The sequence below is a fragment of the Rothia sp. 18CD1-1 genome, from assembly GCF_055285355.1.
Genome location: NZ_JBUZLI010000004.1, coordinates 53645 through 68410 on the forward strand (window position 1 = coordinate 53645; position 14766 = coordinate 68410).

Here is a 14766-nt window from a genome sequence, read left to right on the forward strand (position 1 = left end):
GTGCTCTGCCGGAGGTTCCCGGGGGTGCCCCAAAATTTTTTGTGCGAGTGAGGTGCTGGTATGTCCTATTCAACGGTTCTTGGCGGTAGCGAGTTTTCCTCGTGTGTGATGAACGCGGCGGGTGTGATGTGTATGAGCGCTGAGGAGTTGGACTCGGTGGCCAACTCCGCGGCAGCAACTTTTGTCACCAAAACCGCTACCGTGCGTGAGAGAGCAGGAAATCCGGAGCCGCGGTACCGCGATGTGGGTGAGAACAGTATTAACTCTATGGGGTTACCCAACAGGGGGATCGACTACTATCTGGACTACCTGTCCACCGATCCCCGTCAGAGTGACAGGTTTCTTTCGGTGAGCCCGATGGCTCCGGATGATATTCCCCTGCTGTTTGCGCGCGTGAATTCGGCGGGATTTACCGGCATGGTGGAGCTCAACCTCTCCTGCCCCAATATTCCCTCAAAACCCCAGATAGCCTACGATTTTGAGGCCGCAGATCGGATTCTTGCCCGGACGTTTGAGCTCTATTCGGGCAGGCTGGGGGTTAAGCTGCCGCCTTTCTTTGATATGGCGCATTTTGATACCGTGGCCGAAATCCTCAACCGCTACCCGCTTACTTTTATCAACAGCATCAACAGCCCCGGCAACGGTCTGATGATCCGGGGGCTGAGCATGTCTATAGCCCCCAAAAACGGGTTTGGTGGTATTGGTGGCCCCACTGTTAAGCCCTGGGCGCTGGCCAATGTGCACGCATTTTTTACCCGTCTGAACCCTTCGATTCAAATTATCGGTACCGGCGGTGTTACCCGCGGTATTGACGTGTTTGAGCACATACTCTGCGGGGCAAGTATGGTGCAGGTGGGTACAGCTCTACACCAGCAGGGCACCGGTCTCTTTGACAGGCTTCTGGTTGAGTTGGAGCAGCAGATGCGGGCCTACGGGTTTGAGACCCTCGACGATTTTAGGGGAGCGGTGGAGTACATCTAGGAATACCGGAGTACCGGTGGGGTACTGGGCTGCACCCCGATAAAATCGTCGCTCATTCTTGCGGCAAACGGGTACAAAAGTGAACCCCAACACTCTAAAATAGAAGGTGTAGCCCCGACCCCAGCACAAGGAACCAGTCGGGTACTTTAAAAATTTTTAAGGGAGATAGCCATGACCGACCAGAAATCAACCAACAAAAGTTTTGGTGAACAGGCCATCGAAAACCGCGATGCCGGTGTAGATCTCACCACAATATCCGGTGAGGTGATTGTCGGTATCGACGGCTCAGAGCAGTCTTACGGTGCCCTACAGTGGGCGGTGCACGAGGCCGGGATCCGCAAGGTTCCGGTTCGCCTGGTTACCGCGTACTCGCTACCTGTTTTTACCGGTGGAGGTATGGACGCGGGGTATTCGGTGGTCGATGAGCAGGCGCTGCGCGACGGCGTAGCGCAGATCCTCAACGAGGCTCGCACCCGTATCGGGGAAACCGATGTTGAGATTCGCTCCACCGTTGAAACTGGGGACGCCACCGGTGTGCTCCTGGAACTTTCAAAGCGCGCGGAGTTGATGGTGGTGGGTTCGCGCTCGCACGGCGGTTTTTTGGGGCGCCTGCTGGGCACGGTGTCCACTTCTTTGCCGGCGCACTCCCACTGCCCCACGGTGGCGGTTCCGGCTTCTTACGGTGAGGCGATTGATAAGGATCCGGGTCTCTTGGGGAAGGGGCGTCCGGTGGTGGCCGGTTCGGATGGTTCTGAGCAGGCGCGGGTGGCGATTCTCAAGGCGGCTGAGGAGGCTGACCGTCGCGGGGTAAAGCTGGTGTTGGTCAACGCTCTTGCCCCCTATACCGGGGCTTTGAACTGGGTGCCTGCCGCTGTTGATTTTGAGGCAATGTACCGTGAAATTGCTGATCTTCAGCGTAAGGCTGCTATCTGGATTAGGGGTTTTTATCCCGAGCTGGAGATCGAGTTTAAGCTGATTGACGGTTCGCCGGTGCAGGTGTTGCTTGAGGCCGGTAAGGACGCCGATTTGATTGTGGTGGGTACCCGCGGCCGTGGCGGTGTTGCCGGTCTGTTGCTGGGTTCAACCTCGCAGGGGGTCCTGCACAATACTAAGACCCCGGTGATGATTGTTCCCGAGCTTGAGGATGAGCGTATTAAAACTGCGCCCGAAGCCGATATTACCTGGGGTTAGGTACCTGTGTAACCGGAAGCTGCCGCCGGTGTGAGCGGCAGCTTCCGGTTCTCTGCGAAAAATTTTAAATTTTTTTTGGAGAGCCCGAGGGCCTTGTGAGCCGGTGATTTTTCGGGGGTTTTAGCCGGTAGCCGGTTCGGTGCGGTGGGCCGGCCGGGGAAAGCCCGGTTTGCGCGGGTAGAAAAACTGTCGTAAGCTAGTTGAGGTTCGAGCAGCGGATACCCTGGGTAGCCCTGTTTGAAATCCTGGCCCCCATCGTCTAGCGGCCTAGGACGCCGCCCTTTCACGGCGGTAACACGGGTTCAAATCCCGTTGGGGGTACGTGCAAATTGTTGATTTGCATGGCCATGTTGAATGATATAAAGTTTCACTTTGTTGATATCAACTCTGGCCCCGTAGCGCAGTTGGTTAGCGCGCCGCCCTGTCACGGCGGAGGTCGCGGGTTCAAGTCCCGTCGGGGTCGCTTCAGCCGCGTGAGTTCTCTTTATGGGAAAGCGCGGTTGCGGCATATCTGATGAATATGCCTGGCTCTGTAGCTCAGTTGGTAGAGCGTGCGACTGAAAATCGTAAGGTCACCGGATCGACGCCGGTCGGAGCCACAAACCACTTACATGGGCTTCTAACGTGTAGGTGGTTTTTCTTTTTAAGGTATTTCCTTATCCTCTTCTTCTCGGTGCGCTTCTGCACTGCCCCGTCTCCGAATGCGCCTGTCACTGTTTTCCTGTGTGTTCGGGACCTGTCTGGGGCGAACCTGCGTGGGACGGGGCGGTTTAGGTAGAAAAGTATTTTTGTGGATGCTACTGATGTTTCGGTTTTATGCGGTAAAAGTTTAGTTTATTTTGGGGTTTCAGTAGTGAGCTCGCCCTCCGCCTGTGTGGCTATAAAAAGGATATTTTTATGGTTATGAAATCGAACAATACGCTCCGTAGGTTGTTTGGGGGAAGTTTTGCCGTCTCACAGTTCTGTGGCTGCTTCCCGATGAATCTCTTATTTGTACTGATGAGAATAATTCCCTTGTCAGAGTACCAATTTATACCATACCCGGCATGTTTTGCCGGCGATTGCTCGCTAGTAATATCGTGGGCTGTTTAGTGGACAAAACTTAAAATTCAAATGAGATTTACACCCCTTTGGGCTGGGAACCGTGTAAAAATGGTAGGGCTATCCCTCCGCTCAGTGGAAAAATAGCGTAGTCTCGGTGGTACTCTCTGCTAAGCACACTTGCAAAGGTGATAACTTGTCCACAGAACCAGTTGTAAGAATAAATAGGCCAAAATACAGATTTAAAAAAACCCACTTTTTCTACCAGTTTCTGCTCTACCTATCCCCCGTTATTCTGCTGACCACCATCTTCCCCCTGGTCACCCCCCAACTAGAGCGGGTAAGTATCGGCAGAACCTCACTCACCCAAATTATTCTGGCGGTTTCCATTACAGTCCCCTGGATGTCGCAGAGCGTGTGCCTGCCCATCTACCGGGCAATGGAAGATCTGCTGGGTGAAAGAAACATGGACGCCTGTATGCGGCGCTTCTCCGAATACTGGCTCTCCACCTGCGCGGCGGTCCTTCCGATACTGCTGCTCTTCTCAGCCCCCTTCTACTTTGTGCTGGGCTGGGACAGCAGGGCACTCATTGCCTTCCTTCTCCTGGGCTTTCTCAATATTGCCTTTGGTCAGCTGCTGGTGGTGGCCAACCTTCCCACCACCAACCGAAACAACTGGGCCTTTGCCTGGCTCGCCTATGCGCTGACACTTCTGATCTTCCCCCACATCTGGTTTCTTCCACCGCTCATGGGAATACTGGTCATGCTGTTCGTTTTACGGCACCATCTGCGCTACCTCACCGCCTTCAGATATCTCAACTACACGGTGGTCACCCGTGAGATGGTGCGGGGTCTGCTCCTGGGCGCCGTGCTCTGGTCAGACAAATACCTGCTTTTTCTCGCGCAGGAAGGACGCATGAACGTTGTGGTGGTTTATATGGGCCTTATCCCCGCCGTGGTTGCCTATAACTACTTCTTTGCCGCCGAATCAGCGAGTGTGGACCGCGCCGTGGCGAAACTGCGGACCGCTATCCAATCTATGGGTTACCGGCAGGTGCAAAGCTACTCCGCTAAGGTGGAGCGACGGGTGGTTGCCTCAACCCGGCGAACCCTCATGATCGCTGCGATATGTTCGGCCGTGATTGCCGCGGCCATGCTTTTCTTCCGCCAGGATTCCCTGGGACTGGCCTTCGCCGTCATTGTGGCTTCCTGGCTCTTCCTCGCAGTCACAATCTACAGCTATCAGATCGACTACCTGGGCTCCCACACTGCTCCGCAGCTGATCGGGCTCGCCCACCTCATCATGTGCATTATGGCGTTTTCGCTGGTGCCCTCCACCGGCGGTTACCTCATCATCATGCTTGCGGATACGGTACTGGTCTTTATCAGCTACCGGCTATTCCGCAAAACATGGAGCGCACCGGCCTACGACCTTTTTTGGAAACACGCCATGAGCTGGTAGCTCACGGCTAGACAATCTGGCCCACGCTCTACCCACCGGAAGGTAACCCCGCAATGATTGAAAAAAATACCTACAAAAAACTCCAAAAACCGCAGGTTAACCAGCACTACACCGACCCGGACTACGAAGACGTTGACGTGGCAATCATCATGGAGTCCACCTACCCTTTTCTCAAAGGTGGAGTGTCCGCGGTGGTCCACGACATCATCACCTATAGTCCCGACACCTCTTTCGGGATTATCCACATCTCCTGGGACAAAAATTCACCCACCAAAGACCTCTACGGTGTACCCGATAACGTGCGTTGGATCAAAACCATCTATCTCAGTCTCGAAGAACACCGCGAAGATTTTTCAACCCCTCTGAGAGAGCTCAAACTCACCTCCCAGCAGCGCACCGACGAAAGCAACAGAGTGATTGACGCTCTTTTCGCGCTCATCGACCGGGCCGACCCCAACCCGCTCTGGGAAGTCTACGACCGCATGTTAGCGGAGAAAACCCGTGAATTTGCCGGGTGGTCTCTGCTGGGCAGCAAGGAGTTTATGCGGGTACTCTTTGACCGGCTAGCGGTCGAAAAGATGAGTTTCTCCGATGTCTTTTGGTTGGCGCGCACCTTCTTTTCGCTGGCCTACGCGCTACTGCACGAGCGTATGCCCTACGCCAGCGTCTACCACGCCCACACCACCGGTTATGCCGCCCTCGTCGGCGCGGCGGCGGCCCGTGATAACGGCACCAGTTTTTTGCTGACCGAGCATAACCTCTATGTGCGGGATACGATCAACACCTTACTTGACCGCAACATGTCTTACCCGGTGGCCGTGGGGGACTACGACGTTTTTGATGTGACCGATGAACAGCGCGCCTGGATGATCTGGTGGATACAGATGGGCCGCTTCTGCTACCCCAGCGCGGATCTGATCACCTACCTCTATCCCAAGGCTGTGGAGGAAGCTAAAGGTCTGCACGGTATCCCCGAAAGGTCGGTGATTGTGCCCAACGGTATGCTGATATCCGATGTTAATGAGGCATATGCGCAGCGTCGGACGGCCCGAAAAGAAATTGCCCGGCAGGGTAGCGAACACTGCTGGCGGTTTGTGTTTATTGCCAGAGTGGTGCCCATTAAGGGGCTACTCGATTTGATAAGCGCCCTGGCCATCCTCAGGGACGGGGGATATAAGCTACACATCGACTGTCTGGGCCCCACCCAGCACGTGCCCTGGTACTACGAGAAGTGCCGGGAGGCGGTTGCCCGCGAGGGCCTTGAAGACTACGTGACTTTTCACGGAACCGTGAATGTGCGCGAAAAACTGGGGGAGTTCGACGCCCTGGTGATGCCAAGCTATAACGAGGGTCAGCCGATTGTGGCGCTTGAGGCTATGAGCGCGTCTATTCCCGTGATCGGCACCGATGTGGGTGGCATGTCTCAGCTGATTGATGACACCCTGATTGCCGATGACGGTGCGGCAGTAGGCCGCTGCGGGATTCTGACCAGGGCGGGGGACCCGAGGGGGTTTGCCGAGGCGCTTCGGAGAGTTATGGAAGATCCGGGTTTCTACGAGGAAATGTGCGTGAATGCCCGTGAGCGGGTGATTAGGTTTTTTCAGCTTCACGATGTGATGGAAAAGTACCAGCGGATCTACCGTACTTTGGGTGCGGGGTCGGTGCGGCAGTCGCAGCCTCTATCTACAGACCGGCGGGGGGAAAGCCGGGTGAGGGAGGATGCTTAGGGTTCCTTCCGGTGACGGCACGGGTAGCTACGGCCTGTGGGTGCGTTACGGCGGCGAACCGGTCTCCGGGGAGCAAGTGCGGTTTGCTGCGGAGCACTATTCGGTGGCGCTGCTTCAGCCGGGTGAGGTGTGGGCGGCCAAGCGGCTTAAAGAGCTGAACCCCCGGATGGTGGTGCTCTGCTATAAGTGCCTGTCATCAACCCGCAGCTATGAGACGTGCGGGCCGTTCACCTCGGGGGTCTCTTTCGCCCAGGCCCGCGAGGCGGAGAAGAACGGTGACCCGTTTTTTGCCCGACGAAAAAACGGTGAGCTCGTCGAGTGGGAGGGGTACCCCGGGCACTACCAGATGCGGGTCTGGAGCCCGGCCTACCGCCGCCGCTGGGTGGAGAACGTGACCGCCGAACTGGTGTATTCGCCTTTTGACGGTGTGCTGGCCGATAACGACCACTATGGCGACTACTACGGGCTTCATCTCCCTCTTCGTGATGCACCGGATATGGCCACCCTACACCGCGGCCTCGATCTTCTGGTCCGCGAGGCGGGGGAGGCGCTCAACCGTCGTGGAAAAATCTTGGTGCCCAATATTGCGGAGTCTCGGTGCGACCCCGGAAAGTGGGAGCGGCACAGCGCCTACGGTGGGGGTTTTGAAGAGGTGTTTATGGGCTGGGGTGCTAACGATTACCTGGACTATGTTTCCGGCCTGGCCCAGGTGCAGCAGATGCGGGGGGATTTTCCGCCGGTCACGCTCAAGATAGCGGATAACAGCGCCGCCAGTATGCGGCGGCTGACCCTGTTGCGAGCCTCCACCGATAACACTAACTCGCACCCTAATTTTTTGGCGGCCCTGGCCGCGCTGTGGGTATTTAGCGGCGGACAGTGGACCGCGCTGTCCGCGGGCGGGCACGATATGCACAACGGCACTCCCTGGCGTGAGGAGCTAGCCTGGGACCTGGGTACTCCGCTGGGCGATTTCTTTGAGGAGAAGGGTGCGCTGGTGAGGAGGTTTAGCAGGGGCTGGGCGGCGGTCAACATGACCGATAGCAGCTCGGGACGGTTGAGGGTTCCGGCGGGGCTGGTGTCCACGGCGGGGCCGTCACCGAAGGAAATGGTTTTGGAGCCGCACACCGGTGCCCTGATGAGACGCTCCTAGGGTGCGGGAATAGGCTTTGGTGGGTAGCCCTCAGCCTATTTCCACCACCAGCGGGGTGTGGTCTGATGCCCCCTTCCCCTGCCTCTGTTCACGGTCGATATGTGCCCCCACGACTCGGGCGGCGAGAGCGGGGGAGTAGAGCTGAAAATCAATACGCATCCCCTCATTTTTGGGGAAGCGGCCCTTGGTGTAGTCCCAGTAGGTGTACTCTCCCGGCGTGTAGGGGCGGGAGACATCCACCAGATGCGCGCCGGTGATCAGGGAGTCAAAGGCTCGGCGTTCGGGTTCTGTCACGTGGGTGAGCTGGTTGTCGCGGAAGAAATTGATATCCCAAACATCGCTGTCGTACGGGGCAACATTCCAGTCACCCACCAGGGCCAACTCTAAGCCGGGCTGCTCTGCCAGCCAAGAGCTGACATTTTCTCTGAGCACCCGCAGCCAGCGCAGCTTATAGTCCATGTGGGGGTCATCGATAGCTCGCCCGTTGGGAACGTAAAGACTCCACACCCGCACCCCGCCGCAGGTCGCCGCCAGTGCACGGGCCTCCTGCACGGGGGTATCCCCCGGTTTCGAGAAGGTAGGCTGGCCGGGAAAGGTGCGCTCGATATCGTCTAGGCCCACCCGCGAGGCGATCGCCACCCCGTTCCACTGGTCCAGCCCAAAGTTGGCCACCTCGTAGCCCATAAAATCAAAAATTTCGTAGGGGAAACTTTCATCTTTGGTTTTGGTCTCCTGCATGGCGAGCACATCTACATCGTGTGCGGCTAGCCAGTCCTCAACGCGGTCCGCTCTGGCACGAATAGAGTTCACATTCCAGGTGGCAATCTTCATACTACCCAGCCTACCGAGTACAGTCGGTAGTGGGAAAAGCACGGCCGTAGGCGAAGAAGATACTGAGAATGTAGGGTTGGTATGTATCGGATACGGAGGTAATGAGCATGGCGGGGCAGCATGAGACAGCGGACAACAGCAGGAAAAAGGCTGATGACCTCGAGCAGGTCCGGGAGTTTCTGACCCTGGTCTCTCACAACCTGGGCATTAGCGCGGACACTGTCGACGAGGTAGTACCTCACCTGCTGGGACTGACCAAACAGGTAGCGCGCGGCGTGGACCGTCCGGCAGCACCGCTGGCTGCCTTTGCGGTGGGGCTAGCCTCGGCGCACCGGAGTGCCGGTGAGATACGGGAAAACATCACCCGTGTTCAAAAGGCTGTCACAGACTGGCAGCGGCGGAGAGGGGAAGGGGTATGAGCCGGCTCAACATCTCTACCCCAATGTCCAAGGTGATCCGGTTGGCAGACGGCAGCTTTACCGTAAACCGGCGATCAGACGCGGTGACGGCAGAGGAGCCCCTGGAAATCCGCGTCGACGGACAGAGTGTCACCACCACCATGCGCACCCCCGGTCACGACCTTGAACTGGCCCACGGTTTTTTGCATTCGGAGGGGCTGATTCGCGCGGCAGAGGATATTGCTACCGCCCGCTACTGCGCCGGTGCCAGCGGGGAAGACGGACGCAACACCTACAACCTCCTTGACCTTCGGTATTCTTCTTCTGCCGCCACCCCCAAACCCGGAGGTCTGCGGCTGACCACCACAAACTCTGCCTGCGGGGTGTGCGGATCCGCCTCTATCGAGGCCATCATGGAGAGGAAACTGCGGCGGGTTAGCCCCGTTGAGCTGAGCCCCGAACTGGTTCTCTCCCTGCCTCACAGGCTAAAACAGGGACAGCAACAGTTTCGTCGCACCGGCGGGATACACGCGGCCGCTGTTTTTGACCGCGACGGTGGCCACCTGGTCACCCGGGAAGACATTGGCAGACACAACGCCGCGGACAAGGTGATTGGGCATCTGCTGCTGGAAGACTCGCTGGACACCCCGGGCAGGATTTTGGTGATGAGCTCACGGGCCTCCTTTGAGCTGGTCCAGAAGGCGATTATGGCGGGGTTTTCGGCACTGATTGCTGTCTCGGCAGCGTCGTCTCTGGCGGTTGACCTGGCTCGGGAGGCGGGGCTGACCCTGGTCGCCTTTGCCCGCGAAGATCGCTTTAACATTTACTCCGGTGAATTAGACCTGGGCTAGGTATGCGGCGGTAGAATCTCTCATAGAGCTAGGCTCGGTTATGAGCATCACATAGGGTGGGAAAGGTAGAGATAATGAGCACCCCCAAGCCTCAGGCTCCCACGGTGAGCCGTATCAGCCAAGAAGCTAACGCCTACGACTACCCCAAGATCGGTAAGCGTTCCCGCGCCGCGGCCGGACTCCACGGCGTCTACCACGCCATGAAAGAGGCGGTGCCCGCCGGTGGCCTGCCGACCCTGCTGAAAATGAACCAAAACGGCGGTATCGACTGCCCCAGTTGCGCTTGGCCTGAGCCCAATCAGCAAGAGCTCAATACGGTGGAGTTCTGCGAAAACGGTGCAAAGGCGGTAGCCGCAGAGACTGCCGGGCAGCTTGCCGGCCCCGACTTCTGGGCGCGGTACTCGGTTGAAGAACTCAAACATAAAACAGATTTTTGGTTGGGGAATCAGGGCCGTATCACCGAGCCCCTACTCTATGATCGTGCTAGCGGCGACGACCATTACCGCCCTATCTCCTGGGAGCGCGCCTACTCTCTCATCGCTGAACAGCTCACAAGCTTAGAGGATCCCAACCAGGCGGTCTTTTATACGTCCGGCCGGGCGTCCAATGAGGCCGCCTACGTTTTTCAGCTACTGGCCCGCCGCCTGGGCACCAACAATCTACCCGACTGCGGTAACCTCTGCCATGAATCCACCGGTGTGGCCCTGAAAGAGGTGGTCGGCCTGGGAAAGGGCTCGGCCACCATGAAGGATCTTGAAACCACCGATCTTTTTATCTCGGTGGGGCAGAACCCCGGCACTAACCATCCGCGCTCGCTGACCACCTTTAAGAAGATGAAGGAGAACGGCGGGAAGATGGTGGCGATTAATCCTATGCCCGAGGTTGGGTTACTGGAGTTTGAGGAGCCGCAGTCGGTCAAGGGTGCCCTGGGTATTCCCGAGAAGCTTGCCGACGAGTATGTGCAGGTTCGGCTCGATGGGGACCGCGCGTTCTTTCAGCAGCTTAACCGCGAGCTTATTCGCCGTGACGCTATCGACCGTGTTTTTCTTGAGAGGTTCTGCTCGGGGTACGAGGAGACTATTGATTATTTGATGGGTCTCGATGACCGTGAACTGGAACGGGGCTCGGGGGTTTCGGCGGTGCAGGTGGCTGCGGTTGCGGATTTGGTGCAGAAGGCGGAGTCTGTGGTGCTGGGCTGGACGCTGGGTGTTACCCAGCACCGGGACTCGGTCTACACTATTCGCGAGATGATGAATTTTGTGTTGCTGACCGGCAATATTGGTAAACCCGGTGCGGGCACCGCTCCTTTCCGCGGACACTCCAATGTGCAGGGTAACCGTACCGTGGGTATCTGGGAACAGATGCCGGATACTTTTCTCTCGGCCCTTGAGGACTATTTTGGTTTCCCGGTACCCCGCGAGCACGGTCTTGACTCGGTGGGTTCGCTCCAGCAGATTCGCGACGGCGGCAATAGATTTTTTATGTCTTTGGGCGGAAACCTGGTGAGGGTGGCTTCGGATACCACGGCCTGCCAGGAGGGCATGATGGCTCAGGAGATGACGGTGCATCTTTCCACTAAGCCCAATGGTGCGCACGCTTTTCCGGGGGAGAGGTCCTTGATTTTGCCAGTGCTGGGTCGCACCGATCTCGACGTGCAGAAGTCCGGGCCGCAGAAGTTGACCGTGGAGAATTCAGCTTCGGTGGTTTCCGCTTCTCTGGGAAGACGTAAAGCCAACCTTAAATACAGTATGCGTTCCGAGGTCGAGATTATTTGTTCTCTGGGTAAGGCGGCTTTTGGCGATGAGTTTTGGCAGCCGCTTATTGATGACTACGCCAATATTCGTAGCGCTATTGAGGCAACTATTCCCGGCTTTGACCGCTATAACGAGCGTATTGAGAAGCCCGGTGGTTTTTACCTGCCCAATGGTCCGCGGCAGCGTGTTTTTAACACCGACGACGGGAAGGCGCACCTGACCATTAATAAAACCAACGTGATTGATCTTCCCGAGGGGCACCTGCTGCTGTCAACGGTGCGTTCACACGACCAGTTTAACTCGACCATCTATGGTATGGATGATCGTTATCGCGGTGTTTATCACGGGCGTCGGGTGGTTTTTATTAACCCCGAGGATTTGGAGTCACGCGGGCTGAGGGACGGGGACCTGGTTGATATTGTGTCGGTTTGGGAGGACGGCGAACGCCGTGCCCCCAATTTCCGCTGTGTGGCCTATGATCACGCCAAAGACTGCGTGGCCGTTTATATGCCCGAGGGTAACGTGCTGGTTCCGCTAGATTCAGCGGCAAAACGATCGAATACCCCGGTGTATAAGTCGGTACTGGTGCGCCTGGAACCGCTGGGAAAGACCTACCTCTAGGGGAGTTGAAGCCCCGGAATCGAGGGAAAATTTTCTCCAGAAAAAGATCTACACAAAGTTTGGTTGCGGCTTCGAGGGGCCCGCAAAGCCTTTATTTTGCGGGCCCCGACTGCCTTTGCGGACCCGGCTAGGCTAGCTTCGTATCGGCCGCGGGGAACGTTGGCACGAGGTCACCAGACATTTTTTCCACTACGCGAATTACCTGGCAGGAGTACCCAAATTCGTTGTCATACCACACGTAAAGAATAGCGTTATTGCCGGTCACGATAGTTGCCAAACCATCCACGATCCCCGCGGTACGGGTCCCCACGAAATCGGTAGAAACAACGTCATGCGAATCCGTATAATCAATCTGCCGGCGAAGGGGTGAGTTGAGCGAGACACTGCGCAGCAGTCCGTTCAGGGCCTCTCTCGACTCGGGTGCTCTCTCCAACTGCAAATTCAGAATCGCCATAGAAACATCGGGGGTGGGCACCCGGATAGCATTGCCGGTCAACCTACCCTCCATCTCGGGCAGGGCCTTAGCCACAGCCTTCGCCGCACCGGTCTCGGTGATCACCATATTGAGAGCCGCTGAACGCCCGCGGCGGTCGCCCCTATGAAAATTATCAATCAGATTCTGATCATTGGTAAAGGAATGCACGGTCTCCACATGCCCGTGGGCCACCCCAAACTCATCACCCATCACCTTTAATACCGGGGTAATAGCATTGGTGGTGCAGGATGCGGCCGACAGTATCCGGTCACCCTCCTCAATCGTCGAATCGTTGACCCCGCACACAATATTCTTAATGTCCCCCTTACCCGGGGCGGTCAACAAAACCCGCGAAACACCCGGGCACCTAAGGTGCTGAGAGAGCCCCTCACGATCCCGCCACCGACCGGTATTATCAACCACAATCGCCCGGTCAATACCGTACTCGGTGTAATCAATAGACGCCGGATCGGATGAATAAATAAACTTAACCGGCCTACCGTTAGCAATAATCAGATCATTGTCCGCATCAACACGGATGGTGCCGCGGAAAGCGCCGTGCACCGAGTCCCGGCGCAAGAGAGAAGCACGCTTGAAAAGGTCATCGTCACCATTCTTCCGCACCACAACGGCCCGCAGCGCAAGGCCCGACCCCGAAGACCTCTCCAAAAGAATCCGGGCAAGCAACCTACCAATGCGGCCAAAACCGTACAGCACCACATCCTGCTGGGTGAGCTTTTTCTGGCCCGCACCGTCCACCACATCGGCCAGCTCCCGGCGCAGCCAGGCGCCCAGATCAGAAGACGACGACTCCGCAAACTTATGCCACAGCTCAGCGAGACCAATAGAGCAGGGAGCCAGATTGAGATCAACCAGCTCGGTGAGAATTGCAAGGGAATTAGCGGGATCAAGCTCCTCGGTATCAATCTGCCGGGCAAACCGGTGCAGCTTGAGAATCTGAATCACCGAGCGGTTAACAAGACTCCTACCATGAATACTCACCACCACCCCATTTTCTCGGTTGAGCCTACCAATGAGGGGAATCATCGCTTCCGCGTCGGCTTCGCGGGTGAGCCACTGGCTGTGGGTATCGTTAACAGAGGTAGCCACGTGCATAACCTTCTTTCTCGATCGAACGCCCTTGTATCGATCGGCTAGTGTTACCGGTTGATTCGACCCGTACGGGTGCTTCTGCGCGCCCGACACAGATCGCATGCACAACAAGCATATACCGGTTTTAGTCTCAAAGACCCCTCTGCCTGCGGCGGGTGCAGAAGTTTACCGGGGGACGGCGGTGAGTGCGATGCGGAGCCGGGGTGCACCCGGTAGAATCGGAACCATGCTAACTGTGATTGGTGAAGCCCTCGTCGATGTTGTCAACCGGCCCCGGGAACCCGCTCACGCCCACCCCGGCGGGTCCCCCATGAACGTCGCCGTGGGTGTGGCGCGTCTGGGCCACACCGCCGAATTTATTGGCCGCTACGGCAAAGACAACTACGGTAGGCTCATTGACTCTCACCTGCGCGCCTCCAAGGTGATTCTGCCCGTGGGACCGGACGCTAAAAAGACCTCAGTGGCTCAGGCAACCATAGGCGAAAGCGGCGCGGCAGAATACGAGTTTGATATCGACTGGTCCCTGGAGGACGCCCTGCCCGCACTTGAGAGGGCTGCCCGGGAATCAGCTGCAATACACGTTGGTTCTATCGGTGCCATGCTAGAACCGGGTGCTTCCACCGTGCTGGACACCGTGAAGAAGGCCAGGAACCGGGCCCTGGTCACCTACGACCCCAACTGTAGGCCCACCATCATCCCCGACGCCTCGGCCGCCCGCGCCTGGGCAGAAGCAATAGTGCCCAACACCGACCTGGTGAAAGCCTCAGACGAAGATCTTCTCTGGCTCTACCCCCACCGGTCGGTTGAGGAAAGCGCGCAGGCATGGCTTGATGCCGGGGCCTCCCTGGTGATCGTTACCCGCGGTGAACTCGGCCCCTGGGCACTCAACGGGGAGACCGCACCGGCGGGGGTATCCGTTCCCGCCTACCGGGTTGAGGTAGCGGACACCGTGGGTGCGGGTGATTCCCTCATGGCCGCCCTCCTCGCTAACCTGCTCAACCGCGGTATAGCGGGCCCCGGGGCGGCGAAGGCCCTGGCCAGCCTGACAGCGGAGGAAATCAGCGAAATTCTCACCTACGCGGCCGCGGCGGCGGGGATCACCGTTTCGCGTGCGGGAGCAAACCCGCCCACAGCCGAAGAGCTGCACGAGGTTCTCCGCTGACGTGAGCCA

The 14766-nt window shown here is 57.6% G+C and carries 11 protein-coding genes and 3 tRNA genes; 12 read left to right on the forward strand and 2 right to left on the reverse strand.

The window, feature by feature from the left end; all coding sequences use genetic code 11:
• The first annotated feature begins 60 nt into the window (after positions 1-60).
• The 8 genes from ACS1BR_RS04500 to ACS1BR_RS04535 all read left to right on the forward strand — a co-directional run bounded on the left by ACS1BR_RS04500 (position 61) and on the right by ACS1BR_RS04535 (position 7552).
• Positions 61-981, forward strand: coding sequence for a dihydroorotate oxidase (locus ACS1BR_RS04500; protein ID WP_463560447.1), 921 nt, complete (start codon positions 61-63; stop codon positions 979-981).
• A gap of 171 nt (positions 982-1152) precedes the next feature.
• Positions 1153-2172, forward strand: a complete 1020-nt coding sequence (locus ACS1BR_RS04505) for a universal stress protein (protein WP_463560450.1) — start codon at positions 1153-1155, stop codon at positions 2170-2172.
• Between the two features lie 248 nt (positions 2173-2420).
• Positions 2421-2493: transfer RNA gene (locus ACS1BR_RS04510), tRNA-Glu, on the forward strand.
• Positions 2494-2561: 68 nt separating this feature from the next.
• Positions 2562-2635: transfer RNA gene (locus ACS1BR_RS04515), tRNA-Asp, on the forward strand.
• 63 nt (positions 2636-2698) lie between these two features.
• A tRNA-Phe gene (locus ACS1BR_RS04520) sits at positions 2699-2771 on the forward strand.
• Between the two features lie 638 nt (positions 2772-3409).
• Positions 3410-4675, forward strand: coding sequence for a hypothetical protein (locus tag ACS1BR_RS04525; protein ID WP_463560452.1), 1266 nt, complete (start codon positions 3410-3412; stop codon positions 4673-4675).
• A gap of 53 nt (positions 4676-4728) precedes the next feature.
• Entirely contained in the window at positions 4729-6402 is a 1674-nt protein-coding gene (gene pelF / locus ACS1BR_RS04530) for a GT4 family glycosyltransferase PelF (RefSeq protein ID WP_463560454.1), read from the forward strand.
• The gene (locus tag ACS1BR_RS04535) at positions 6395-7552 is read left to right on the forward strand and encodes a putative glycoside hydrolase (protein WP_463560456.1); all 1158 of its coding nucleotides are present in this window, start codon (positions 6395-6397) and stop codon (positions 7550-7552) included. The genes pelF and ACS1BR_RS04535 overlap by 8 nt, the downstream gene beginning before the upstream one ends.
• A gap of 30 nt (positions 7553-7582) precedes the next feature.
• On the opposite strand, the gene ACS1BR_RS04540 is transcribed toward ACS1BR_RS04535, so the two are convergent.
• A complete protein-coding gene (locus ACS1BR_RS04540) occupies positions 7583-8383 on the reverse strand; it encodes an exodeoxyribonuclease III (RefSeq protein ID WP_463560458.1) in 801 nt (266 codons plus the stop codon).
• A gap of 107 nt (positions 8384-8490) precedes the next feature.
• Here ACS1BR_RS04540 and ACS1BR_RS04545 point away from each other — a divergent pair, with 107 nt between their 5' ends.
• The 3 genes from ACS1BR_RS04545 (at position 8491) to ACS1BR_RS04555 (ending at position 12007) form a co-directional block, all read left to right on the forward strand.
• A complete protein-coding gene (locus ACS1BR_RS04545; protein WP_463560460.1) occupies positions 8491-8802 on the forward strand; it encodes a DUF6457 domain-containing protein in 312 nt (103 codons plus the stop codon).
• Complete coding sequence (gene fdhD / locus ACS1BR_RS04550; protein ID WP_463560462.1) at positions 8799-9632, forward strand: formate dehydrogenase accessory sulfurtransferase FdhD; 834 nt, start codon at positions 8799-8801, stop codon at positions 9630-9632. Before ACS1BR_RS04545 ends, fdhD begins: the two co-directional genes overlap by 4 nt.
• Before the next feature lie 74 nt (positions 9633-9706).
• Positions 9707-12007 carry an FdhF/YdeP family oxidoreductase gene (locus ACS1BR_RS04555; protein ID WP_463560464.1) on the forward strand — a complete coding sequence of 767 codons (2301 nt, stop codon included), beginning with the start codon at positions 9707-9709 and terminating at the stop codon, positions 12005-12007.
• Positions 12008-12134: 127 nt separating this feature from the next.
• On the opposite strand, the gene ACS1BR_RS04560 is transcribed toward ACS1BR_RS04555, so the two are convergent.
• Positions 12135-13598: a glyceraldehyde-3-phosphate dehydrogenase gene (locus tag ACS1BR_RS04560; protein ID WP_463560466.1), complete on the reverse strand. Its 1464-nt coding sequence runs from the start codon at positions 13596-13598 to the stop codon at positions 12135-12137.
• Positions 13599-13821: 223 nt separating this feature from the next.
• Between ACS1BR_RS04560 and ACS1BR_RS04565 the strand changes: the two genes are divergently transcribed.
• Complete coding sequence (locus ACS1BR_RS04565) at positions 13822-14757, forward strand: carbohydrate kinase family protein (RefSeq protein ID WP_463560468.1); 936 nt, start codon at positions 13822-13824, stop codon at positions 14755-14757.
• The last annotated feature ends 9 nt before the right edge of the window (positions 14758-14766 follow it).

Coding starts and splice junctions, on each gene's coding strand:
- ACS1BR_RS04500 (WP_463560447.1), top strand. CDS start 61: ATGTCCTATTCAACGGTTCTTGGCGGTAGCGAGTTTTCCTCGTGTGTG.
- ACS1BR_RS04505 (WP_463560450.1), top strand. CDS start 1,153: ATGACCGACCAGAAATCAACCAACAAAAGTTTTGGTGAACAGGCCATC.
- pelF (WP_463560454.1), top strand. CDS start 4,729: ATGATTGAAAAAAATACCTACAAAAAACTCCAAAAACCGCAGGTTAAC.
- ACS1BR_RS04535 (WP_463560456.1), top strand. CDS start 6,395: ATGCTTAGGGTTCCTTCCGGTGACGGCACGGGTAGCTACGGCCTGTGG.
- ACS1BR_RS04540 (WP_463560458.1), bottom strand. CDS start 8,383: ATGAAGATTGCCACCTGGAATGTGAACTCTATTCGTGCCAGAGCGGAC.
- ACS1BR_RS04545 (WP_463560460.1), top strand. CDS start 8,491: ATGGCGGGGCAGCATGAGACAGCGGACAACAGCAGGAAAAAGGCTGAT.
- fdhD (WP_463560462.1), top strand. CDS start 8,799: ATGAGCCGGCTCAACATCTCTACCCCAATGTCCAAGGTGATCCGGTTG.
- ACS1BR_RS04555 (WP_463560464.1), top strand. CDS start 9,707: ATGAGCACCCCCAAGCCTCAGGCTCCCACGGTGAGCCGTATCAGCCAA.
- ACS1BR_RS04560 (WP_463560466.1), bottom strand. CDS start 13,598: ATGCACGTGGCTACCTCTGTTAACGATACCCACAGCCAGTGGCTCACC.
- ACS1BR_RS04565 (WP_463560468.1), top strand. CDS start 13,822: ATGCTAACTGTGATTGGTGAAGCCCTCGTCGATGTTGTCAACCGGCCC.